The sequence below is a fragment of the Seonamhaeicola sediminis genome (assembly GCF_004358095.2).
GTDB lineage: Bacteria > Bacteroidota > Bacteroidia > Flavobacteriales > Flavobacteriaceae > Seonamhaeicola > Seonamhaeicola sediminis.
Genome location: NZ_SMZJ02000002.1, coordinates 1 through 23,637 on the forward strand (window position 1 = coordinate 1; position 23,637 = coordinate 23,637).

A 23,637-nucleotide genomic window follows, 5' to 3' on the forward strand; every position below is an offset into this window, starting at 1 on the left:
ATATTTTTCGTAAAACTTCCAATATTCTTTTGTAATTTGCATTTAAGTTGTTCATTATTAATGTTTTGTGGTTAAAACAATTTACTGATTATCAGTAAGATGAACAACTTTTTCTTTTTAAATCATAATGCACAACGGGTATCTTAATATATTATGAGCAAATCTGGTAATCATGTCCGCCAAGTCTGGAAAGAAAACAATACTATTACAAACCCTGCAATTGAAGAACTTTATTTAGACACCATTAATCAAGTTGCATCACTTTTTTCAATTGGGCAGTTTTATTACTACATTTTTAACTTTACTGATCTTCAAATGGAGTACGTACATGAAGGTATAAATAATGTATTAGGTCTAGAACAAAAGGATTATACTCTTGAAAAGCTATTTGAAGTAATTCACCCTGATGACCTAGCTAATTTGGCCGAAAAAGAAAAAATTGCAACCTCTTTTCTATATGAAACTATTAATCGTGATGAAATTTTAGACTATAAAGTTTCCTATCTGATGAGATTAAAACATTTAGATGGAACTTACAAAACCATTCTTCATCAAGCTAAAACATTGACCTTGTCTCATGAAAAACAGGTGCAACAAGTAATTGGTATTCATACAGATGTTACGTTTTTAAACATTCCAATGAATGATAAAGTATCATTTATAAGTAATAACAGACCATGTTATTATGGTATCCAAGAAGAAGGTGGATTTGCTATAAAAGAATATAATTACGCTTCCATTTTTACAAGACGTGAAATAGATGTAATTAAGCAAGTCTCCAGAGGACTTGATTCCAAAACTATTGCAAAAATTCTATACATTTCTCCTCATACAGTAAATACACATAAGAAGAACATCCTGAAAAAAACCAATTGTAAAAACACCGCGGAGCTTATGGTAAAATGTTTTATGGAGGGAATTGTCTAACCATTATTATAAAGTATTTACACACTTCAAATTGATTGTAATTTAGATATTACACAATTTTAAGATATCTCTCATAAACAAAAAAGCTTCACAATTTTCTATTAAGAAAAAAGGAAAGCTTTCCATTGGAATACCAAATTACTTTGGTAAACTACATCACGCTTTTGGCGTGAACAACACAACTTCTTTAAAGTGCCAAAAAAAGCCTTAAGAGTGTTAAGGCTTTCAGCAATTCTTGCGGTCTGGACGGGACTCGAACCCGCGACCCCCTGCGTGACAGGCAGATATTCTAACCAACTGAACTACCAGACCGTTGCATGATTGCGGATGCAAATATACACGGCTTTTTTAATATGTCAAATCTTTTTTCGCCTTTTTTAAACTTTTAAGCAAACTTTTGCCGCTCCACCATATAAGTGGTTAAAATATGGTTGAAACTATCATTTATATCGGCTTCTACATACTTAATTTTGTACTGCGCACATTTTAATTTTAGTGCTGAAAAATAGCCAGCTACCTTTTTATTATAATTTTCTTTAATGGTATCGGCGTATAAATTAATATATTCTCCTGTTTCAACATCAATAAAGCGTTTAGGAGTATTATCAAAATCAAAAGTATATTCTCTTTGTTTATCAAAAACATGAAATAAAATCACTTCATGCTTGTTGTATTTTAAATGACGAAGTGCCTCAAAGAGTTTCACATCATCCGTTTTTGTCTGAAACATATCGGTAAACAAAAAAATCATGGAACGCCTATGAATCTTTTCTGCTATTTCATGTAAATAGGTGTAAGTTTCAGTTTGTTTATTTAAGGGTTTAGAAACAACTACATCACTTAGCTGATTCAACAACATTTGATGGTGGCGCTCACTCCCTTTTTCCTGTGCATAAAAATCATATTTGTCACTGTAAATACTTAACCCAACAGCATCTCGTTGTCGTTTTAGCATTTGCATTAAAGCTGCTGCTGCAAGAGCTGTAAAAGCTATTTTATTCAAGCTGCCAATAGAGAAATTGGTCATTTCCGGATAATGCATAGAGCTACTATTGTCAACAATAATGTGGCAGCGTAAATTGGTTTCATCATCGTATCGCTTCGTATACAACTTATCGGTTTTAGCATAGAGTTTCCAATCTATATGCCTTGTACTTTCCCCTCTGTTATAAATTTTGTGTTCTGCAAATTCTGAAGAAAACCCATGAAACGGACTCTTATGCATACCAGCAATAAACCCTTCAACCACCTGTTTTGCAAGTAGTCCAAGGTTTTTAAACCCCTCGGCTTTATTGAGTTCCTGACGTAAGTCCATAAGATGCCCCTCCTAACCTCCCCAAAGGGGAGGAATCTCACTCTTATTCTATTAAAAATAATAAAGAGTTTATCAAGTAATTTTTTTTTAAGTTTTATGATTATACTAATTACACCCAACCCAAAATATTAGGTATGAGTAAAAATTTCCCCTTTGGGGTTAAGGGGCTAATACCTTGTCTACAATACCATAAGTAACAGATTCATCAGCACCCATCCAATGATCTCTATTAAAATCTTTCATGACTTTCTCAAAGGTTTGTCCGCAATTATCGGCTAAAATCTGAGCGCTTAATTCTTTGGTAAGTATTATTTCTTTAGCTGTAATTTCAATATCACTCGCTTGTCCGCGTGTTCCTCCACTGGGTTGGTGAATCATTACTCTGGCATGTGGTTGAATAAAACGCTTTCCTTTGGTACCAGCAGATAAAATAATAGACCCCATTGAAGCTGCAAAACCTGTACAAATGGTAGATACATCACTTTTTAAAGACTTTATACAATCGTAAATTGCAAATCCAGATGTTACGTAGCCTCCAGGGCTATTAATATATAAATGAATATCGGCCGTCTCTAAAGCATCTAAATACATTAATCTATCTACAACATGTTTAGCAGAGTTATCATCAACCTGCCCCCAAAGAAACACTTTACGGTCTTCTATTAACTTGGTATCTATGGCATCTTGAACTTTTCCTTTTTTGCTCATATGAAAATTTTATTTTTTATAAATTTCATCTAAAATAAAAAAAGGTTTGCCATTACAGCAAACCTTCTTCATTTTCTTTATACTAATATCTTATAATAGCGACTCTATGGCTTCAGTGTAAGAGTTTTTAGGTGCAACACCTACTTTTCTATCTACTACCTCTCCATTTTTGAATACCAATACCGTAGGAATATTGCGCACACCATACTTAGCCGCAAACTCTTGGTTGTTATCTACATCTACCTTTCCAACAACAGCTTTACCTTCATATTCACCACTAATTTCTTCAATAATAGGTCCTACCATTCTACATGGCCCACACCAAGCAGCCCAAAAGTCTACCAATACTGGTTTATCGCTTTTTAATACAGTTTCTTCAAACGTTGCATCTGTTATTTCTAATGCCATAATATATCTTGTTTATTTTCTTAAAATATTTTCTAACACAAAATTAGTCAAAAAAAACACGAATACTTACAAACTAACAATTTGTTTTACTTATAACGTCATTATCTAGTCTTATTAGTAAAATCTAGTTTAGTAATTCACTAGAATAATTTTAAAGGGCGCACCCACTTTGTGGTCGGGCTATCGCAAGTCGCTTTTTATATGGTCTGTTATTATCCTAAAAAATGAATATAAAAGAGCTCCAACAAATGCTCTATCCCTTGCGCATCTACAATTACAAAGACCTTAATTTAATTTATAGTGAACATGTTGTGCCTCTAATTCATTTAATAATTCTTGGCATACTTTCACTTTTTGATTTCTACTAGGCATATTTAGTTTGAGTTTCTCTTTGGTATCATAAACAACAAAATTCAACGACTGGTTTCCAGGATGCATTTTTAACAAATCTTGAAGCTGTAGAATTTTATCTTCTTTAATATCATGAATATCTAATTGTACCGATAATTTTTTGGCATATTGCTCCATAACATCGTGTAACAACTGAAAGCTGTTAAATTGTAATCTTGGTTCTCCCTTTTTACCAGTATCTTTATTAATCCAACCTTCTCGAACAAATGTTTTTACAAACACAAAATTGTTAATCATTAAAAAGTGTCTAAACTTCAAATACTCTTCACCAAAAATTCTGAATTCAAAACTATCGGTATAATCTTCAACAGTAAACAAAGCCCATCCTTTTCCTTGCTTACTAACCCTGTGCTGAACATCGGTTACTACACCGCCAAACACAAGTTCTCGGTTTACATAAGGCTCTAAGTTAGAGAACATCCCTAAGTTAGCATTACAAAAGGTATTCATCTCGGTTTTAAAATCGTCTAAAGGATGCCCAGAAATATAAATGCCCACAACTTCTTTTTCTTTAGCAAGTTTTTCCATGGTACCCCACTCTTCACAAGGCGGAACAGTAGGTTCAGCTATTTGAACTTCGCTTGATTCTCCAAATAAACTCACCTGCGCAGAGTTTTCATTCTCTTTATGTTTTTGGGCATATTTTATCACCATTTCTAAAAAAGTTAACCCATTGTCTTGATGAAAATATTGAGCCCTATGAGACTCTTTAAAACAATCAAAACCCCCAGCCAAAGCCAAATTTTCAAAAGCTTTTTTGTTGGCTGCTCTCAAATCAATTCGTTTAGCCAAATCAAAAATAGACTTAAAATGGCCATCTTTCTTTCGGTTGTCTACAATGGTCATGACTGCACCATGACCAACACCTTTTATAGCCCCCATTCCAAAACGTACAGCACCATCTTTGTTTACAGAAAACTTGTAGTAACTCTCATTTACATCAGGCCCTAAAACGTCCAACTTCATGCGTTTACATTCTTCCATAAAGAACGTTACCTGCTTGATATCATTCATGTTATTAGAAAGCACTGCTGCCATATATTCTGCTGGATAATGTGCTTTTAAATAAGCTGTTTGGTAGGCTATCCAAGCATAACACGTAGAATGCGATTTGTTGAATGCATAACTTGCAAAGGCTTCCCAGTCTTTCCAGACTTTTTCTAAAACTTTGTCATCATGACCATTGGCACTGGCTTGCTCAATAAATTTAGGCTTCATTTTAGCCAAAACAGCTATTTGCTTTTTACCCATGGCCTTTCTTAGTACATCGGCTTCACCTTTAGTAAAGTCAGCTAACTTTTGAGATAACAACATTACCTGCTCTTGATACACAGTAATACCATAAGTTTCCTTAAGATACTCTTCCATGGCTGGTAAATCATACTCAATATCCTCTTCACCGTGTTTGCGCCTTACAAAACTAGGAATGTATTCCATGGGGCCCGGTCTATACAGGGCATTCATAGCAATTAAGTCTTCAAAAACCGTTGGTTTTAAATCTCTGAGGTGTTTTTGCATTCCGGGAGATTCGTATTGGAACACACCTACCGTTTCTCCTCTCTGGAATAAGGCATACGTTTCTTCATCATCCAACGGAAAGCTTTCGGGGTCTAATTGAATGCCGTGCTTCGCTTTTACAATTTTAACGGTATCCTTTATGAGGGTAAGCGTTTTTAACCCTAAGAAATCCATTTTTAAAAGTCCGGCAGATTCTACCACCGAGTTATCAAACTGCGTTACATATAATTCAGAATCTTTGGCTACAGAAACTGGAACAAATTTGGTAATATCATCAGGTGTGATAATAACGCCACAAGCATGAATACCTGTGTTTCTAACAGAACCTTCAAGTGTTCTGGCTGTATTAACTGTTTCTGCTTCTAGGTCATCACCTTCTGAAATATTCAATAGCTGATTCACCTTTTCCAGTTCTTCTGCCCTAAACTTACTAGCCAAGGCTTTTTCATCTAAACCAAAAATCTTATTTAGTTTAGACATGTTAGGAATGAGTTTCGCAATCCTATCAGCATCAAAAAGTGGCAAATCAAGTACACGTGCTGTATCTCTAATAGAAGACTTTGCCGCCATGGTTCCATAGGTGATAATTTGGGCTACTTGATTGGCACCATACTTTTCTATTACGTAGTCCATAACTCGACTTCTACCTTCATCATCAAAATCGATATCGATATCGGGCATACTCACACGATCAGGATTTAAGAAACGCTCAAAAAGAAGATCGTACTTCATGGGGTCTATGTTAGTAATCCACAGACAGTAAGCCACCACAGATCCTGCAGCCGAACCACGCCCTGGACCAACAGACACGTCCATATTTCTAGCTTCACGAATAAAGTCTTCTACTATCAAGAAATACCCTGGATACCCTGTGTTTTCAATAACATTAAGCTCAAAATCTAAGCGCTCAGTTATCTCTTGGGTTAATGGTTCTCCGTAACGTTTTTTGGCGCCTTCATAAGTTAAATGCCGTAAATAAGCGTTCTCACCCCGCTTACCACCATCAACCATATCATCCTCATGTTTGAACTCATCAGGAATATCAAAAGCTGGTAATAACACATCACGTGCTAACTGGAAGACTTCTATTTTTCCAACTATTTCCTGCGTATTTAAAATGGCCTCAGGCAAATCTTTAAAGAGTTCTTTCATCTCTTCTGAAGACTTAAAATAGTACTCCTGATTTGGTAACCCATAGCGGTAACCACGACCACGACCAATGGGAGTTGCTTGTTTTTCACCATCTTTTACACACAATAAAATATCGTGAGCATTGGCATCATCCTGATTTTGATAGTAGGTGTTATTGGTAGCCACCAACTTAACATCATGCTTCCTAGCCAGCTTTATTAAAGTGTCATTAACACGATTTTCATCCTCTTGGTTATGCCGCATAAGCTCTACATACAAATCATTACCAAATTCATTCTTCCACCACACAAGAGCTTCTTCAGCTTGATTTTCACCTATATTCAAAACCTTACTGGGAACTTCGCCATAGAGATTTCCCGTTAAAACAATAAGATCTTCTTTATACTGTTGAATTAGTTTTTTATCAACACGCGGCACATAATAAAATCCATCTACAAACGCATGAGACGATAATTTAGCTAAATTATGATAGCCATTTTTGTTTTTTGCTAACAACACTATTTGATAACCATTATCTTTTCTGGTCTTATCTTGATGGTTCTCACAAACAAAAAACTCACAACCTATAATTGGTTTAATAAGCTGCTTTTTGGAAGTTTCTCCCTGCGCTTCAGCTTCGGCTATAGCAGATTTTATGCTTTTATTCTGATTATTAACCGCATTGATAAAATGAAAAGCACCCATCATATTACCATGATCTGTAAGAGCTACAGCTGGCATATTATGAGAGGCTGCAGCAGCTACCACATCAGAAATACTCATGGTAGATTGTAATACTGAAAACTGCGAATGGTTGTGCAGATGTGCAAATTGAACATTACTTAAATCAATATCTTTAGCAACATCATCAAGTATGGTTTCCAACGGCTCTAACGCTTGAAGCCGTTTTCGAATCTTTTTACTCTCCTGTTTTAAGTTGATGTGCTTTAAGCCTATTAACTGAATGGGGGCAGGATTAGCTTTAGAAAAATCTTCGAAGTAATCTACATCAACATCCAGTTCCTCTTTGGTGTACTCACCTAGTCTAACCAATTCTAAAAAACAACGGGTTGTAGCCTCTACATCGGCAGTAGCGTTGTGTGCTTCGGCAAATGGTTCATTAAATAAATGCTCGTGAAGCTCGGTTAGGGTTGGCAATTTAAAACGACCACCGCGACCACCTGGGATTTGACATAAATTAGCAGTATGTTCTGTACAAGTATCCAAAACAGGTAATTCCTGCAATGGGTTTGCTATATCTTCACGAACAAACTCAGCACCCATAATATTTAAATCGAACTTAACGTTCTGACCTACAATAAATTTAGACTTTTCTAAAACAGCATTAAACTTTTCTAAAACCTCATTTAATGGTACGCCTTGTTCTTGAGCCAACTCGGTAGAGATACCATGTATTTTTTCGGCATCATACGGAATATTAAACCCCTCTGGTTGTATTAAAAAATCCTGGTGTTCTAAACAATTCCCCATACTATCGTGAAGTTGCCAAGCAATTTGAATACACCGGGGCCAATTATCAACATCGGTTATTGGGGCATCCCAGCGCTTTGGTAATCCGGTAGTTTCGGTATCGAAGATTAAGTACATACTTTAATGTTTATGCGTTGATTTGTTAAGTTGTTTAGCATAGAAACGAAAGACATAAAAATACATAGAAATAATACTTTTTTAAAGTGAAGTTATAAACAGTTGTGAACATAAGTTTTAAACGTTGAATTTTTGAAATCATTCAGCTAACATCAATACATATAAATTTCTATTGGATTGTCCGTCTTATGTCATAACATCTTATTTCCGTCATACCCAACTTGTTTCGGTATCTCATACTGTTTATAAATCAACTCTTTATGATGTGATCCTGAAATAAATTCAGGATGACGTGCAATTTTATGAATGATTACGGATATTCAATATTACTTAATACTATCATTTTTCAGCTTTTCAAAATAAATAATAACACCGAAACCTTTGTTAAAATTAAAAGTATAACCGTGGAGGGAAAATGTCCCAGAAACTTCGCTTTAGATATAACCAGAAAACTTCTTTTTATGTTTAATCAATAGAGTAATAATATTTCCATTTTAGTTTTAATACAGATATAAGTAAGCTCACTTTCATGTGTGATATTGATATTTCCAAGCCTGTTTATTTATTGCTCTAATACTACTTTCTAAATAAAAAACATGCTTTTTAGTATTAAATCCTGTTAAAAAAAGCTCTTAATTATTCATTTAGTATTTACCTGATTGTTTGGAAACACTAGTAAAGAAAGGATGTTCCAAATTAGGATAAAAACATCCTATTAAAGTATTGACTTTCAATCCCTATGTCTAGAAATCAATATTAAAGAATTGAGCATTTACATGACAATAATCATATTCTATGCAACTAATGTTACATAATTTTAACCATCATATAAATTTTGGAATTTTAATACTTAAGTAATCATGAAAAATTTAAAGCTACTGCAATACTTGATAATACTGGTTTCAAGCTTATTGCTCACCAACTGTACAAATGACTATATAGCAATCCCAGGCGCCGATGGAAAGGATGGAATTGACGGGGTTGACGGGATTGATGGAGCTGATACATCTGCAGAAGCTTGTATAAGCTGTCATTCAAACTCACATAGAGATCCTATTTATGCGGCATACAATACATCATTTCATTCAAAAGGTCTTACCGAAGGAGCTGTAAATTATGCGGGTGCTAGGGCCAGTTGTGCTAGATGTCACTCCAATGAAGGATTTACAGACTTTATGGATTATGGCTTTGTAAATCCAACTGGGTATTATGGTCTTTCTGAACCAGAATTAGTAATTAATGACAATGGCACACCTGATGATACATCTGACGATTATCCCGAAGTAGATGAATATGGTGTACCCATTTATTCTAACAACCCAGTACCTGTAGTAAACCCAATTACATGCGTTACTTGTCATGATACTCATAAATCTTTTGACTTTGAAAATGACGGTCAAGATTATGCTTTAAGAGGCTTAGACCCTGTTACTTTAATAACTGATGGTACCGTTATTGATTATGGAAACCGAAGCAATACCTGTATTAACTGTCATCAACCAAGAAGGACGGGGCCAACAGATGACGGATCAGGAACTTTTAGAGTAACTAGTACTCACTGGGGACCGCATCACGGACCACAAGCTACCTTATTAGAAGGTATTCAAGGTGCATTAATAGCCGGGTCTGAAGGATATCCTGGTGTTGGATCTGCTAAACACAGAACAGACACTTCTTGCGTAAACTGCCATATGGGAGAAACAGAAAGTCAAGATCCAGCCGGACATAGTTTTATACCTACAGAAACTAATTGTACATCATGTCATGACAGTGGTATTCTTACACAAGGTGTTTCAGGTTTAGCTGCAGACATGGCTACATTAAAAGGTTTGTTAGAAAACGTAGGCATTGTTCATGATGACCATCCTGTTAAAGGTACGTATTCTGTATTAGAGGCTCAAGCTGCTTGGAACTACTTGTTTATTTTAGAAGATGCCAGCAAGGGTGTTCATAACCCTGAATATGCCAAAGCCTTAATTAAAAACTCAATTGAAGCCTTACAACCATAATAACTGAAAACATAAAGTCCAGAAACAAGTTTCTGGACTTTATAATAAACTTTTTTAAAAGGAGTTAACTTAAGTTTCATCATGAAATTAAGATAAAGGTTAATTTAAAAAACTAAAAAATGAAAAAACCATTAAAAATAATTCTAGTTTATGGTTTAACTTTAATATGCTTTTCTTGTTATTACAATGAATTTCCAGAGTTAGAGGATATTATTATTGATCCGGAAGAAGAGATATCATTTAGCAACGACATTTTACCAATTTTTGAAGCCAATGATTGCGCCCAATGTCATAATCCAGCTCAACAAGAGCCCGATTTAACACCAGCTAACGCCTATAATTCTCTTGTTCCTGATTATGTTAATCCAGGAAATGCCAACTCCAGCTCTTTATTTACAACACTAAATAATGGACATAGAGATTTAGATGCAACTTCATTGGAGTATATTAAAGAGTGGATAAACCGAGGTGCCAACCCTAACTAATTTAAAGATACGTATTATGAAAAATTATAAAACATTACTTTTTGCTTTGTTAGCGTTTCCTCTTATGGTATTGGCTCAAAAAAAGGAAAAAGATTCTGTAATAGATAAACCATCGCGTCCAGCGTTTGAAAGCGCCACCTTAATAGACAATCCTACCAATGTACTATTTAACAAAAATACATTGGAAGTTATGATGCAGCACAGGTTTGGTGAAATTAATGGAGGCACCAATGACCTAGCCGGATTCTGGGGAGCCTCTAACATAAGAATGGCATTAGCATATTCATTACATGATAGACTAGCCATTGGTTTTGGCACCACCAAAGAAGGACGCCTTCAAGATTTTAATTGGAAAGTAGGATTATTAAAACAAACGCGTTCTGATAAAATACCATTAAATATATCTTATTACGGAAACTTTACCATTGATGCCAGACCTGGTAATAGATTTTATACTAAGCAAGACAGATATTCATATTTCCATCAAATCATATTGGCGCGTCGTTTTAGCCCAAATATTTCATTTCAAATTGCACCAAGTATTTCACATTATAATACGGTAGATTCTTTTATGGAAAATGATCGTTTTGCAATAGCCTTTGGTGGTCGTGCAAAAATTAGCACACAGACAGCCATTTTATTAGACTATACTATTCCTATAACCAAGTTTGATACAGATCCAGATACAGGATTAGAATACAATAATGATGGTGTTAGTCTTGGAATTGAATTTGGAACCTCTGCGCATACGTTCCAAATATTTTTAACCAATTACAGAGGTATTGTGCCACAGCAAAATATTATGAAAACTACCAATAACTTCTTTGATGGGGACTTTTTAATTGGATTTAACATAACCAGAAATTATAACTTTTAAAAAGGGAAACATTTATATATAAACAAGTCATCGCATTTAGAAAATTGCCTGTACTTAAATTATCAAATACTTAGGGTCAATTTTCAACTAAATTAAATATTGAAATTTATTTAACTGGGTGTATTATGGAAAACAAGGAAGACAATAAAACGGGTACAAACAGACGAAATTTTCTTAAGTTAGGATTATTATCTGGTGTATCTGCTGTAGCAGGCTTATCAATAGCTTCTAATTCGGAAGAAGAAGCTACAGTTTCTGGTGAAAAAGTTAGAGTTCTTACTCCTGATGGCAAGATGGTAGAAGTAGACGCAGAAAGCCTAAACAAATATCCTGAAGCGCATATTACGCCTGCTGAATCTAGAAAAGGCATTCCCAACAGAAAGTTTGTAATGGTTATTGATTTAGCAAAATGTAAAAATGCCAGAAAATGTGTTGAAAGTTGCCAAAAGGCTCATAAACTAGATTACAATGAGGAGTTTATGAAAGTTCAGCTTATTCAAGATAATGAAGAAGGTTCGCCTTATTGGTTCCCTAAACCTTGCTTTCATTGCGATGAACCGCCATGTGTTACCGTTTGCCCAACAGGAGCCACTTTTAAACGTGATGATGGTATTGTATTAGTTGATAATGATAGATGTATTGGTTGCAAATTCTGTATTACCAGTTGCCCTTACTCGGCTCGCCAGTTTAATTGGGGGCATAAAGATAAGTTTGAAGATAAATCACAACCATATTCTCCCGAGACCAGTGTCCCTGCAGCAGAGGGAACCGTTATGAAATGTGATTTCTGTCCAGATATGCTTAGACAAGGAAAACTACCTCACTGTGCTCAATCTTGCCCTATGGGAGTGATTTATTTTGGTGACAAAAATGAAGACATTGTTACTAATGGTGAAGAAACTGTGCGCTTTTCTGAACTAATTAAAAACAGAGGCGGGTACAGACATTTAGAACATTTAGGAACAAAACCCAATGTATACTATTTACCTGCAGTAAATAGACAGTTTCCGTTAGAACGCGGATTTGATGTTGATGAAGACATTATTGAGCGCTACAAAGATGTTCCTTATGTACAAGAACTAAAAAAGAACGGTGAAATTTAACTTTTAAGACTCTTAATTATGGATTTAGAAATTAGAAAAAGAGAATTAGTTAAAGAGTTTTCTCCAATGCTAAAAAAGTCAACCAAAACCTCAAAAATTTGGATGGTATTTTTAATAGCAGTCATCTTAGTTGGAATAATAGCCTTTATTCTTCAAGCCGTAAAAGGTCATGAAGTAACAGGGATGCGAGATAATGTGGTTTGGGGCATTTATATCATCAATTTTATTTTCTTTGTGTGTTTAAGTTACTCTGGAGCCTTTATTTCAGGTATTTTACATTTCTTTAAAACACCTTGGAAAAATTCAGTAATGAGAATTGTTGAAATCATTACAGTATTATCATTAATCATTGGTCCTATATTTATTTTACTGTGTATTGGCAGATTAGACAGGCTTCATTATTTATTCATTTATCCTAGAATTCAATCACCCATTACTTGGGATATTATAGCAATTATAACAGACTTAATCGGGTGTTTTATCTATTTATACTTAACATTTATACCAGATTTTGCAATTCTTAGAGATAATAGCAAAAAGGCACCCGCTTGGAAACAAAAGTTATACAAAAAATTAGCCATAGGGTATTATGATACACCAACACAACGTGAAAAACTTCATAAGATAACCAGAACCATGTCTGCCATGATTATTGCTTTGGCAATCATTGCATACTCAGTTTTAGCTTGGATTTTCAGCTTAACGCTTCAACCTGGCTGGAATAGTTCCATATTTGCTCCTTACTTTATTGTTGCGGGGTTATATTCTGGTGTTGGTGTTATTATTATTGCTATGTACCTCATACGTAAGTTCTATCATTTAGAACATTACATTAGAAAAGTACATTTTATAGGTGCTGGCGTTATTTTACTAGTTATCTCTTTACTGTTTGGATATTTTACTTTCAGCGAATATTTTTCAAGGTGGTTTAGTCACAAAACACACGATGTTAATCTTCTTAATACACTTTTTAACAGATATTTCTGGATGTTTATTTTTGCAAACTACATTGGTGTTTTGATTCCTATCGTTATCTTATTCTTTAAAAAACTAAGAACCATAAAATCCATAACCTTTGCAGCTTTAATTGCTGTTTTAGGTTTATGGTTTAATAGGTACCTTATTGTTGTACCTACTTTAGAAACACCTTATTTACCTATTCAAGATTCCAGATCAGAGTTCATTCACTATTCTGCAACATGGATAGAATGGGCCTTAAGTTTTGCAGGCGTAGCAGCTTTTATTTTGTTCTTCATTTTATTAATGCGATTAGTACCCATTATTCCAATGTCTGGAATAATTGATAATGAAAGAGAGCAGCAGAAAAAAACAAAACAAATAACTCAAAATCAGAAATAATGAAAACTACTTTTTATAAATATTCTGTATTAGTCTTAATAATTGGGTTATTGTTTAACATAAGGAGTTCTGCTCAAGAAACTTCTATTGATAATTACAGAATGTTATTTTATTTCAAAACTGTAAAACAAGCTGACAACTCTAGAATGCTTGAGGCACAACTTATTGCTAGAAACAAAAAAGACAGAAAAGACAAAGTACCAGTGCTTGATGCCGAAATACAATTCTTTAATATTTTAAATGATGAGGAAGTATTACTAGGCAAATCAAAAACAAATAAGGAAGGAATTGCGCAAATAACACTTGCTGAAAATCAAAGTTATTTGACTGATGAAGAAGGAAATATCAATTTAAAAGCTTATTTTAAGGGAACCGATGCTATAGACGAACAAGAAGAGACAATAAGTGTTAAAGATTTACACTTAGAGTTAGACCTAAAAGAAATTGATAGTGTTAAAACAGTTCTGGTCAATGCCTTTGTTATTGATAGTTTAGGAACTAAACAAAATATTGAAGAGTCTGATATCATAATATCAGTAAACGGTATGCTTTCCAAAATGCCAATTGAAGAAGGGTATATAGAAGATGGTAAACTTGAATTTGAAATGCCAACTGATATTCCAGGTGATGTTGATGGCAACCTTACGGTTTATGCCATTATTGAAGATCATGATGAATTTGGCAATGTAATGGCTAAAAAATATGCAAACTGGGGAGTGTTTAACCAACAAGATGAAGTAGAAAGCAACTCCTTATGGACTGAGGCTGCCCCTATTTGGATGTACATAGTTTTAACCATTTTATTAGTTGGTGTTTGGGCAAATTACGCTTACACCATCCTAAATTTATTCTCAATTAAAAAAGAGGGTAAAGCATTGGAAATGAATTCTAAAAATCAGTAATTTGTTAAAATAAGTGGCATTATTTTTGAAATATTTTAAATACATAAACCAAAAAAAGAATCATAACATGAAAACAATTAAAACTTTAGCAGTTATAGGAATTATTTCTTTTGCATTTTACTCGTTCACTTCCGCATTTCAAGATGAGTGGATAGTACCTGCAAAGTATGAGAAAATGAAAAACCCAACAGACCCATCTGAAGATCTTGATATTGGCAAAACCCTTTATAATAAACACTGTAAATCTTGCCATGGAAAATCTGGTTTAGGAGATGGGCCAAAAGCTGAAGAAGTTGATGGTGATTTAGGAGATTTCTCAACATCAGAATTCCAAAGTCAATCTGATGGTGCTATTTTTTACAAAAGCTATATTGGTAGAAATGATATGCCTAATTATGAAAAGAAAATCCCAGACGAAGAAGACGTTTGGCTAATAGTTAATTACATTAGAACACTAAAAGAATAAAGATTTTTTTTCATTAACAAAGTTAAGATTTGGTTAGTGAGCTACAACTATTTCTAACAAAAAACAAAAACCCTTTCCTATAATAAGGAAAGGGTTTAAATTTCATAACCGTTATTTATATTTATGACACTAATTCTTCATGTGTTTTCATAGAATTAATGGTAGCTTGTATAGCATTTTTTTGCTTAAACAATAAGGCATCAATACTTGCCAGCAAGTTTCTTTCTCTAAGAATATTAAAGTAAGCCTCTAAGCTCTTTTCTTCTCCGCGGAGAACTTCTTCAATTATTGCCTCCTCATCATTGGATGAAAATGTCGATTTTAAGGTCATCCAATTTCTGTGTACTAAACCTTTAAAGCTCCCAGAGTCCTTGGGCTCTTCACCATATCTTAGAATTTCTTTTTTTAGCTCTTTGGCAAACTCACCTCGTTCAGTTGACATTCTTTCAAAAAATTGCTTCAAAGTATGTATATCTACATTTTTTGCAGCATTCTTATACCCTTTTTCGGCATCGATATTCTTGATTAATAATTCATTTAATTGGTTTGAAATTTTTTCAGTGTACTTCATAAAATCATTTTCAGTTTAAAATTTCAATAAATTCTTTATAGATGCGTATTGTTTCACATCTCTACATTTAACATAAGGCTAAAAACCTCTTTTGTCAAGGGTTTTAACAGATTTTATAATAGTATTAAGATTCATTAACAATTTAAAAACGTCCTATCAATTCTGTTTTCAACAATAATTAATTACTAGAAAACACACTTTCATGTTTAATACAAATACACCCCTCTATTTTACCTATTATTTTTAGTTAATTGCTTGAAAATTAAAAATATTAAGGTATCTTTGCGCCCTTATTAATAACCCGAGGTCGGGAACCTCAAATAATTAATTATTATGCCAGTAAAGATTAGATTACAAAGACATGGTAAAAAAGGGAAACCTTTTTACTGGATTGTTGCCGCAGATGCGCGCTCAAAAAGAGATGGTAGATACTTAGAAAAATTAGGTGTTTACAATCCAAACACTAACCCTGCAACTATTGAACTAGATGTTGATGGTTCTGTAAAGTGGTTACAAAATGGTGCACAACCTACTGATACTGCAAAAGCATTATTATCTTACAAAGGTGCTTTATTGAAAAATCATTTAGCAGGTGGTGTGAAAAAAGGTGCTTTAACCGAAGAACAAGCTGAAGAAAAATTCAATGCTTGGTTAGAAGAAAAAGCGGCTAAAATTCAAGCTAAAGCTGACGGATTATCTGAAGCTGATGCTAAAGCTAAAGCCGATGCCTTAGCTGCTGAAAAAGCAGTTAATGAAGCAAGAATTGCTGCTGCAGCTCCTGTTGTTGAAGAAGCAGAAGAGGCTACTGAAGAAGTTGCTGCTGAAGCCGAAGCTACAAACGAAGAAGAATAAAAAAATTATTTTTTATACTTTTAAACTCCGATACTTAGTGTCGGAGTTTTTTTGTGAAATAATTTTTTGACTCACCAAAATACATGATTGAAAAAATCCCGATGCATATTGGGATCTCATAATTTGAATAATGAGACCCTGAAATAAATTCAGGGTGACAAATAAAAATTTCTCATGAAGAAAGACGATTGTTTTTATCTGGGCAAAATTGTAAAAAAATACAGTTTTAAAGGTGAAGTTTTAGCTAAACTTGATACCGATCAACCTGAACTTTATGAAAACTTAGATGCTATTTTTATAGACTTAAAAAACAACCTTGTTCCATTTTTTATTGAAACATCACAACTTCATAAATCTGATTTATTAAGAATTAAATTTGAAGACATTGATTCTGAAGCAGAAGCGGACACCCTGATTAAAAGTGAATTATATCTTCCTTTAGAATTATTACCAAAACTTGAGGGTAATAAATTTTACTTTCACGAAGTGATTGGGTTTACTATCAAAGACAAGAATTTTGGAGAAGTTGGCACTATAACTGGTATTAATGATTCTACAGCGCAAGCCTTGTTTGAAATTGATAGACATGGCACAGACATTTTAATTCCCATGAACGATGAATTCATCGTGAAGGTTGATAGAAATAATAAAACTATTATTGTAGAAACCCCAGAGGGTCTCATAGATTTGTATCTATAAATTTTTAGGAAGCATATATTTCTTCGCCTCTTTCAATGGCATGTAGTCTTGTTTGAATAATATCGCGTTGTTTAAGTACCAACTTACATAGTGATAACGGCAAATTCATTTGACTAAGAAATTCATCATAATTTCTAACACTCAATAATTCAATATCATAAATTCGAGCAAGAAATCCAGATTCATTTTCAATTTTTAAAGAACTCTTATAATTAGTTCTAATGAGTTGCCCCCTTCTTTTAATAGCAATTAAATTGTTACTTTTCCCCTCCAATTTTTGCAACTCCTTTTTCAATAATCTGGCAAATTCCCCTCGTTCTATACTTCTTTCTTTAGAAAAAGCTTTGTAATAAGAATCTTCAACCATATTACTTGCCTTATTGTATGCCTTCTCTACTTCTTCGTTTAAAATCAATAAATCGTTTAACTTTTCAAGGATAAATTCAATGTGCTTCATCAATCTTACTTATTTTTTAACACCAACAATATACATAATTATAACTCCTTTGTGACTCATTACGTATAAAGTTTTAACATAATTTTCAACATTTAAAATTAATTTTTACTATTGCAGCATTCCTAAAACAGCTATATGTCTAATAAAACTTTTCATTTTAAGCAATTTAAAATAGACCAAGACCAATGTGCTATGAAAGTTGGAACCGATGGTGTTTTACTTGGTGCTTGGGCATCAATTCATAGAAACCCATTTTCCATTTTAGACATTGGTGCTGGTACTGGTATTGTTGCTTTAATGTTGGCTCAAAGAAGTTATGCTGAAATTATTGATGCTATTGAAATTGATGATGATGCTTACGAGCAATGTGTTAATAACTTTGAGCAATCACCATGGGGAGACAGACTGTTTTGCTATCATGCCGCTTTAGAAGAATTTACAGAAGAACTGCTTGAAGAGGATTTAGGAAATGACAACAAATACGATTTAATTATATCAAACCCTCCATTTTATTCTGAAAATTATAAAACTGAAAATAACGCAAGAGATATTGCCCGATTTCAAGATGCTCTTCCTTTTAAACACTTACTTGAAAACACTTCAAAACTACTCTCTGAAAACGGTTGTTTTTGTGTAATCATTCCCTTTAAAGAGGAAGCTGTTTTTATTGAATTAGCAGAACAATTCAACCTTTTTACAAATAAAATTCTTCATGTAAAAGGCAATGAAACTTCAGAAATCAAGCGAAGCTTAATGGAGTTATCTTTCCATGAAAGCGAGACTATTATAGAAAAAATAACTATTGAGAGCGCAAGACATCAATACACTCAAGACTATATTAATCTCACCAAAGATTTTTATTTAAATATGTAACACCCCAGTTTTTAGTCTTATAATATCCGTAAAAAACCATATTAATAATCCGTTTTTTTTCAATAAATTTACCTAACGACTGAATAAAATTAAATTTATGAAGCCTGATTTATTTGAAGCTCCGGATTATTACAATTTAGATGAATTACTTTCTGCCGAACATAAACTTGTAAGAGACACAACGCGCGAATGGGTAAAACGGTCAGTATCACCAATTATAGAGGACTATGCTCAAAAAGCAGAATTCCCAAAACAAATTATTGGTGGTTTAGCCGAAATTGGTGCTTTTGGTCCTTACATTCCAGTTGAATATGGCGGTGCAGGCCTAGATCAAATTAGTTATGGGCTTATCATGCAAGAAATTGAAAGAGGTGATTCTGGAATCCGCTCTACAGCTTCAGTACAATCATCATTGGTAATGTACCCCATTTGGAAATATGGTAATGAAACTCAACGTAAAAAATATTTACCAAAATTAGCTAGTGGCAAATGGGTAGGTTGCTTTGGGCTTACCGAACCTGACCACGGCAGTAACCCCGGAGGTATGGCAACCAACTTCAAAGATATGGGCGACCACTATTTGCTAAACGGAGCCAAACTATGGATTAGCAATGCACCCTTTGCTCAAGTAGCAATAGTTTGGGCTAAAAACGAACAAGGACGAATTCATGGATTAATAGTGGAGCGTGGAATGGAAGGTTTTACAACGCCTGAAACTCATAATAAATGGTCCTTAAGAGCCTCTGCCACTGGGGAGTTAATTTTTGATGATGTAAAAGTCCCCAAGGAAAATCTCCTCCCCAATAAATCTGGTTTGGGTGCACCCTTAGGCTGTTTAGATTCCGCACGTTATGGCATTGCTTGGGGAGCCATTGGAGCCGCAATGGATTGTTATGATACCGCTTTACGATATAGTAAAGAGCGTATTCAATTTGGAAAACCAATAGGGCAATTTCAATTGCAACAGAAAAAGCTGGCTGAAATGATAACAGAAATCACCAAAGCCCAATTGTTAGCATGGAGATTAGGCGTATTGCGAAACGAAGGAAAAGCAACCTCTGCACAAATCTCTATGGCAAAACGCAATAATGTAGAGATGGCCATTAATATTGCAAGAGAAGCACGTCAAATTTTAGGTGGCATGGGTATTACTGGAGAATACTCCATTATGCGCCATATGATGAACCTAGAAAGTGTCATTACCTATGAAGGCACCCATGATATTCATTTATTAATTACGGGGTTGGATATTACAGGGTTGAATGGATTTAAGTAAGCTCTTTAAGTACTACACACTACATCGTTTTAGTAAAAATATACCCTTAACATGACTTTTGACAGGTTTTTTAATACCTTCACTAACTAAATTTGTTCCAACATTTCGTAACAGGTATACTACGAGCAACAATCAAAGTTAGAAAAACATGAAAGCATCAAGAAAAGATCTTGTTCAATTTATCAATTTACAATTGGCAGCCATTGGACAACCCACCTTCAAAGACAAAGAAGAAAGTGTAGAAAAGTTTTGTGACCCTGAATTTGAAAAAACCACAAAGCCTCTTATTATGAGCCTTAAAGAAAAATCAAGGCTTTTAGCAGAACACCTGTGTCCTGCAGACTCAAGAATTCAGGCTTTTATTGACGATTATTTAAAAGATGTAAAAGTTGATAAACCTTATAAGCTACCTAATGACACTTTAATACTATCTAAAAAAGGGCAAGCCAGAGAAGCTAGCTTACCCCCTGATGGCACTTCATTTGAAAGTGATTTAGTGAATTCTAAAAGATTAAAACAGGGCATTTTAAATAACCCTTTACATGATAAGAGAACTACAAAAGGTACGTTTCATATTGTTGAGGGTCCGCTTCCGGTTCCTCTAGACAAAAAAGAAGTACCAAGAGTAGTATTGGCTCACTTTTTAAATGAAGCCTTTAAACCTTCAGATGAGTTAAATACACTTCCATTTACATCCAATCAAGAAGAGCAAGCTAAAACCATGGTTTCGATGCTTTTAAGACCAGTGGTTTGCCCCGAAGTAAAAGGTGTGATTTCAGAAAAAAGACTTGAGGTTCGCTTCTTTGCTCCTGGCTCTCTGGTAAGTAACCTTGACTTTGTTGAAAATATTTTTGGGAATGGTGGTAATCCTAATTTAGCCCATAATGATGCTGCCTTAGACCCAGAACATTGGACTGGACATACAGGGTGTATTATTCTTGCACCTCAGCTATTAAAACTTAAAAAGAAAGATGTGGGACTCCCTCATTTTGATCACGCAACAGACCGTCAGAAAAAAGACGGCATGTGCTGGATAGAAGAACACGAACTTTATAATGATGGGGGCGCGTTTAAAATAACATGCAGAGATGAAACAGGTGTTGTAGTTACACTAATAGCAGATAACTATTATGGGTACTCTAAAAAAGAAATTAAAACCCAAATTAGTTATTCAGCTAACTTATATGGTATTCTGGAAGAAGAGCATGCGGGTGGTGCCATAGCATACGCAAGACGTGTTATGGGTGATACCGTAAACTGTGATGATTACAATAAATATTATGGGTTAGACCATACTTTTGAAGATGTTAAACAGCTTTTAGGAGACCGCATTGAGATAAAACCCGAGAATTATGCTATAGACAAAAAGTATCCTAATATTGTTTACATACCAGAATCATCATTTTTCAATACAAATACAAATAGTATAACATGGCATTATAAAGGTAAGGAACAAAAACTAAAAATATCTCCTTATAAGACGTATATGCACCCGTCTGGAAATAAGCTAAGGTTAGAAAAACATAAGTCTGTTGATTTGTGGCGCATAATAGAAACCTATCCAGAAGGTGTCTTCTGTCATAAACCCTGTACCGTTTCTGGTGGTGGAAAATCTGAGATTTCTAAATCTATGCAAAATGCTATCACTTATAGCGTATTCAACATTCATGACATTGAAGAAGATTTTAAGAAAGCCGATGAAATTATTGAATTTAATTATTCCACAAGATGGAAAGATAAAGATCCTAACAGACCAAAATCAAGATCGCTTTTAAGTGAAAAAAGAACTTTAGGATCTGTTGTAAAACTATTAACACCATCTGAAGAAAACTCAGATGAGTTTAATGAATGGTTAAATAACATCCCTGTGCATATTCGGTCTTTAGTGCTTTTTGTAAAACGTTTATTCAGACAAGCACATGGTGCCAATCTTAACTGGAAAGATATGATGACTGTAGATATCATCAATGGTGTTAAGGGTACAAATTTACTTTATAACCATACACCGGTAGTTGGTAGTTATGTTAGAATTGGCTTTAACCAAAAGGGCAACTGGATGTTGAATAAATTGCGCTCTGATTTTTCGGCCAGTGAAAAAATTCAAACTGAAGACGATATAACAGCCTCAATCACAATTCCTAAGGAAAGAATCAAAGATTTAAACCCTGAGTATACCAACAAGAGTGTAAAAGTCTTGATTAATTGTGAGGCGCATCTATTTCAAAGACCAGATGAAGCTATTGTTAGAGGCTATGATAAAGGCGCTGAATTAGATATTATTTCTGACGGTAGGTTTTTAACTAACTATGAAATGCTAACTAAAAAAGATGCTATTGAAATTTATGAGGATACCATCAATTTTGATAAGTACACAAAACCGGTTCAGGATTTTATATTAGAAATTATTAATAATGAAGACGATGATGTTCAGTTTGTATTACCATCACACCCAAGAATTATAGAAGATGGTTTACCTACTAAAAACCCACGTTATTTAGAGCCCAATAGATTTTATGAAGAAAACGAAGCCATATACATCTCTGATATGGGTGTGCGCTTAAAAAGAAAAATTAAATTTGAAGATCCTGTAATTCATGTGGTAAACGCAGTATTACCAGGCAGAAGAAACAATCCCGTAGATAAAGAAGCAGGTATTAGACCATTAGCTGTTTACAACCCAATTCATTATCAGGAAGCCCCTGAATTGTTTATGGATTTCATCTGTAGTTTAACAGGTAAATCTCCATCAACCACAGGGGCAGGATCTGAAGGAGCTCTAACTAAGGCACCGTTTAATATGTTAACGCCAACAACAGACTTAAACAATGCCCTATTATCGCATATTTTAACTGAATCTAACGGATTTAGCACAGCTGCAGGTTATGTAGGTGCCGAAAATAAAATAGATCATGACGTAAGTTTATTAATTCCCGAAATTTGGGCGAGAATGGCTCCTGAAGATAGAGACCCTAATAACCTTATTAAAAACGGCTCTCTAGAAAAACTTGAAGATTTTGAATTTGAAGGAAAAAAAGTATTAGCAAGCAGATTAGGTTACAGAATTACTAAAACATTTGCCTTATTATGTTTGAACAGATTGTTTGATGAACCTACTGCCGTATTTAGTGAAAGAATGCTAAAACCAGAACTTCAAGGAATGGAAGATTATGTTGACGGCATAAACAATATTGTTGAAGCACAGCAAAAAGTAGCTTTAAACTATTTTGAGGATGGTAGCATTGAAGCGGCTATACCGCCTTTAAAAATATTGTTACACATAATGGCGTACGGAAATTATGAAGGTAAAGATATTAATGATCCTGAATTGAGAAAGTTCTTTAATAGAGATTATATCTTAAATAGTGATTGGTATAAAGAAAGGTTAGAATTAAAACAACAAAAGGACATCCAATATTATGGTTCTCAAATTAAATATTTAGAAACTTTTAAAGCAGACCCAAATAACGATGTTTTATCAGAAGAATTAAATATTAAGGAACGTTTAGAAGCTATACAAAAATTATACAACAGAGTAACCTCTAACGATTATGTAAGCAGTTTAGTTGGCACCATTGGTGCAGACCCTCTATTTAAAAAATAACATTCTTAAACCATAAGGAAGTCCAGAGAATTCTTTGGACTTCCTTTTGTTGGTTTAAAACCAATAAATATATTTGCAAAA

19 protein-coding genes and 1 tRNA gene are annotated in these 23,637 nt (G+C 34.1%); 13 read left to right on the forward strand and 7 right to left on the reverse strand.

From position 1 onward, the window contains the following. The first annotated feature begins 153 nt into the window (after positions 1–153). Positions 154–927, forward strand: a complete 774-nt coding sequence (locus E1J38_RS02625) for a response regulator transcription factor (RefSeq protein ID WP_133355986.1) — start codon at positions 154–156, stop codon at positions 925–927. Positions 928–1,165: 238 nt separating this feature from the next. Here E1J38_RS02625 and E1J38_RS02630 read toward each other — a convergent pair. The 5 genes from E1J38_RS02630 to dnaE all read right to left on the reverse strand — a co-directional run bounded on the left by E1J38_RS02630 (position 1,166) and on the right by dnaE (position 8,026). Continuing rightward, a tRNA-Asp gene (locus E1J38_RS02630) sits at positions 1,166–1,239 on the reverse strand. Between the two features lie 73 nt (positions 1,240–1,312). Further along, positions 1,313–2,242, reverse strand: a complete 930-nt coding sequence (locus tag E1J38_RS02635; RefSeq protein WP_133355985.1) for a DUF58 domain-containing protein — start codon at positions 2,240–2,242, stop codon at positions 1,313–1,315. 159 nt (positions 2,243–2,401) lie between these two features. Next, the gene (locus tag E1J38_RS02640) at positions 2,402–2,950 is read right to left on the reverse strand and encodes a ClpP family protease (protein ID WP_133355984.1); all 549 of its coding nucleotides are present in this window, start codon (positions 2,948–2,950) and stop codon (positions 2,402–2,404) included. A 90-nt stretch (positions 2,951–3,040) separates the two neighbouring features. Beyond that, positions 3,041–3,358 carry a thioredoxin gene (gene trxA, locus E1J38_RS02645; RefSeq protein ID WP_116525110.1) on the reverse strand — a complete coding sequence of 106 codons (318 nt, stop codon included), beginning with the start codon at positions 3,356–3,358 and terminating at the stop codon, positions 3,041–3,043. A 285-nt stretch (positions 3,359–3,643) separates the two neighbouring features. Beyond that, a complete protein-coding gene (dnaE, locus tag E1J38_RS02650; protein ID WP_133355983.1) occupies positions 3,644–8,026 on the reverse strand; it encodes a DNA polymerase III subunit alpha in 4,383 nt (1,460 codons plus the stop codon). Between the two features lie 860 nt (positions 8,027–8,886). On the opposite strand from dnaE, the gene E1J38_RS02655 reads away from it, so the two are divergent. The 7 genes from E1J38_RS02655 (at position 8,887) to E1J38_RS02685 (ending at position 15,227) form a co-directional block, all read left to right on the forward strand. Further along, a complete protein-coding gene (locus E1J38_RS02655) occupies positions 8,887–10,035 on the forward strand; it encodes a hypothetical protein (protein ID WP_133355982.1) in 1,149 nt (382 codons plus the stop codon). Between the two features lie 119 nt (positions 10,036–10,154). Next, the gene (locus E1J38_RS02660; protein WP_133355981.1) at positions 10,155–10,520 is read left to right on the forward strand and encodes a hypothetical protein; all 366 of its coding nucleotides are present in this window, start codon (positions 10,155–10,157) and stop codon (positions 10,518–10,520) included. A 16-nt stretch (positions 10,521–10,536) separates the two neighbouring features. Further along, a complete protein-coding gene (locus E1J38_RS02665) occupies positions 10,537–11,397 on the forward strand; it encodes a DUF5777 family beta-barrel protein (RefSeq protein WP_255449768.1) in 861 nt (286 codons plus the stop codon). 125 nt (positions 11,398–11,522) lie between these two features. Continuing rightward, complete coding sequence (locus E1J38_RS02670; protein WP_133355980.1) at positions 11,523–12,500, forward strand: 4Fe-4S dicluster domain-containing protein; 978 nt, start codon at positions 11,523–11,525, stop codon at positions 12,498–12,500. Positions 12,501–12,518: 18 nt separating this feature from the next. Next, positions 12,519–13,859, forward strand: coding sequence for an NrfD/PsrC family molybdoenzyme membrane anchor subunit (gene nrfD / locus E1J38_RS02675; protein ID WP_133355979.1), 1,341 nt, complete (start codon positions 12,519–12,521; stop codon positions 13,857–13,859). Further along, on the forward strand, positions 13,859–14,761 hold the full coding sequence (locus tag E1J38_RS02680; RefSeq protein ID WP_133355978.1) for a hypothetical protein: 903 nt from the start codon (positions 13,859–13,861) through the stop codon (positions 14,759–14,761). Before nrfD ends, E1J38_RS02680 begins: the two co-directional genes overlap by 1 nt. Before the next feature lie 67 nt (positions 14,762–14,828). Then, entirely contained in the window at positions 14,829–15,227 is a 399-nt protein-coding gene (locus E1J38_RS02685; protein ID WP_133355977.1) for a c-type cytochrome, read from the forward strand. A gap of 121 nt (positions 15,228–15,348) precedes the next feature. Here E1J38_RS02685 and E1J38_RS02690 read toward each other — a convergent pair whose 3' ends face one another. Beyond that, complete coding sequence (locus E1J38_RS02690) at positions 15,349–15,798, reverse strand: ferritin-like domain-containing protein (protein WP_133355976.1); 450 nt, start codon at positions 15,796–15,798, stop codon at positions 15,349–15,351. A 333-nt stretch (positions 15,799–16,131) separates the two neighbouring features. Here E1J38_RS02690 and E1J38_RS02695 point away from each other — a divergent pair, with 333 nt between their 5' ends. Both E1J38_RS02695 and rimM read left to right on the forward strand, forming a co-directional pair. Continuing rightward, positions 16,132–16,650, forward strand: coding sequence for a 30S ribosomal protein S16 (locus tag E1J38_RS02695; RefSeq protein WP_133355975.1), 519 nt, complete (start codon positions 16,132–16,134; stop codon positions 16,648–16,650). Between the two features lie 174 nt (positions 16,651–16,824). Beyond that, on the forward strand, positions 16,825–17,349 hold the full coding sequence (rimM, locus tag E1J38_RS02700; protein WP_133355974.1) for a ribosome maturation factor RimM: 525 nt from the start codon (positions 16,825–16,827) through the stop codon (positions 17,347–17,349). A gap of 4 nt (positions 17,350–17,353) precedes the next feature. Here rimM and E1J38_RS02705 read toward each other — a convergent pair whose 3' ends face one another. Further along, positions 17,354–17,806: a DUF2383 domain-containing protein gene (locus tag E1J38_RS02705; RefSeq protein ID WP_133355973.1), complete on the reverse strand. Its 453-nt coding sequence runs from the start codon at positions 17,804–17,806 to the stop codon at positions 17,354–17,356. 135 nt (positions 17,807–17,941) lie between these two features. On the opposite strand from E1J38_RS02705, the gene E1J38_RS02710 reads away from it, so the two are divergent. The 3 genes from E1J38_RS02710 to E1J38_RS02720 all read left to right on the forward strand — a co-directional run bounded on the left by E1J38_RS02710 (position 17,942) and on the right by E1J38_RS02720 (position 23,556). Further along, positions 17,942–18,679, forward strand: a complete 738-nt coding sequence (locus E1J38_RS02710) for a tRNA1(Val) (adenine(37)-N6)-methyltransferase (protein WP_133355972.1) — start codon at positions 17,942–17,944, stop codon at positions 18,677–18,679. 97 nt (positions 18,680–18,776) lie between these two features. Beyond that, positions 18,777–19,955 (forward strand): acyl-CoA dehydrogenase family protein, encoded by a 1,179-nt coding sequence (locus E1J38_RS02715; protein ID WP_133355971.1) that lies wholly within the window; start codon positions 18,777–18,779, stop codon positions 19,953–19,955. A 148-nt stretch (positions 19,956–20,103) separates the two neighbouring features. After that, entirely contained in the window at positions 20,104–23,556 is a 3,453-nt protein-coding gene (locus E1J38_RS02720) for a PPi-type phosphoenolpyruvate carboxykinase family protein (RefSeq protein WP_133355970.1), read from the forward strand. Positions 23,557–23,637: the final 81 nt, after the last annotated feature.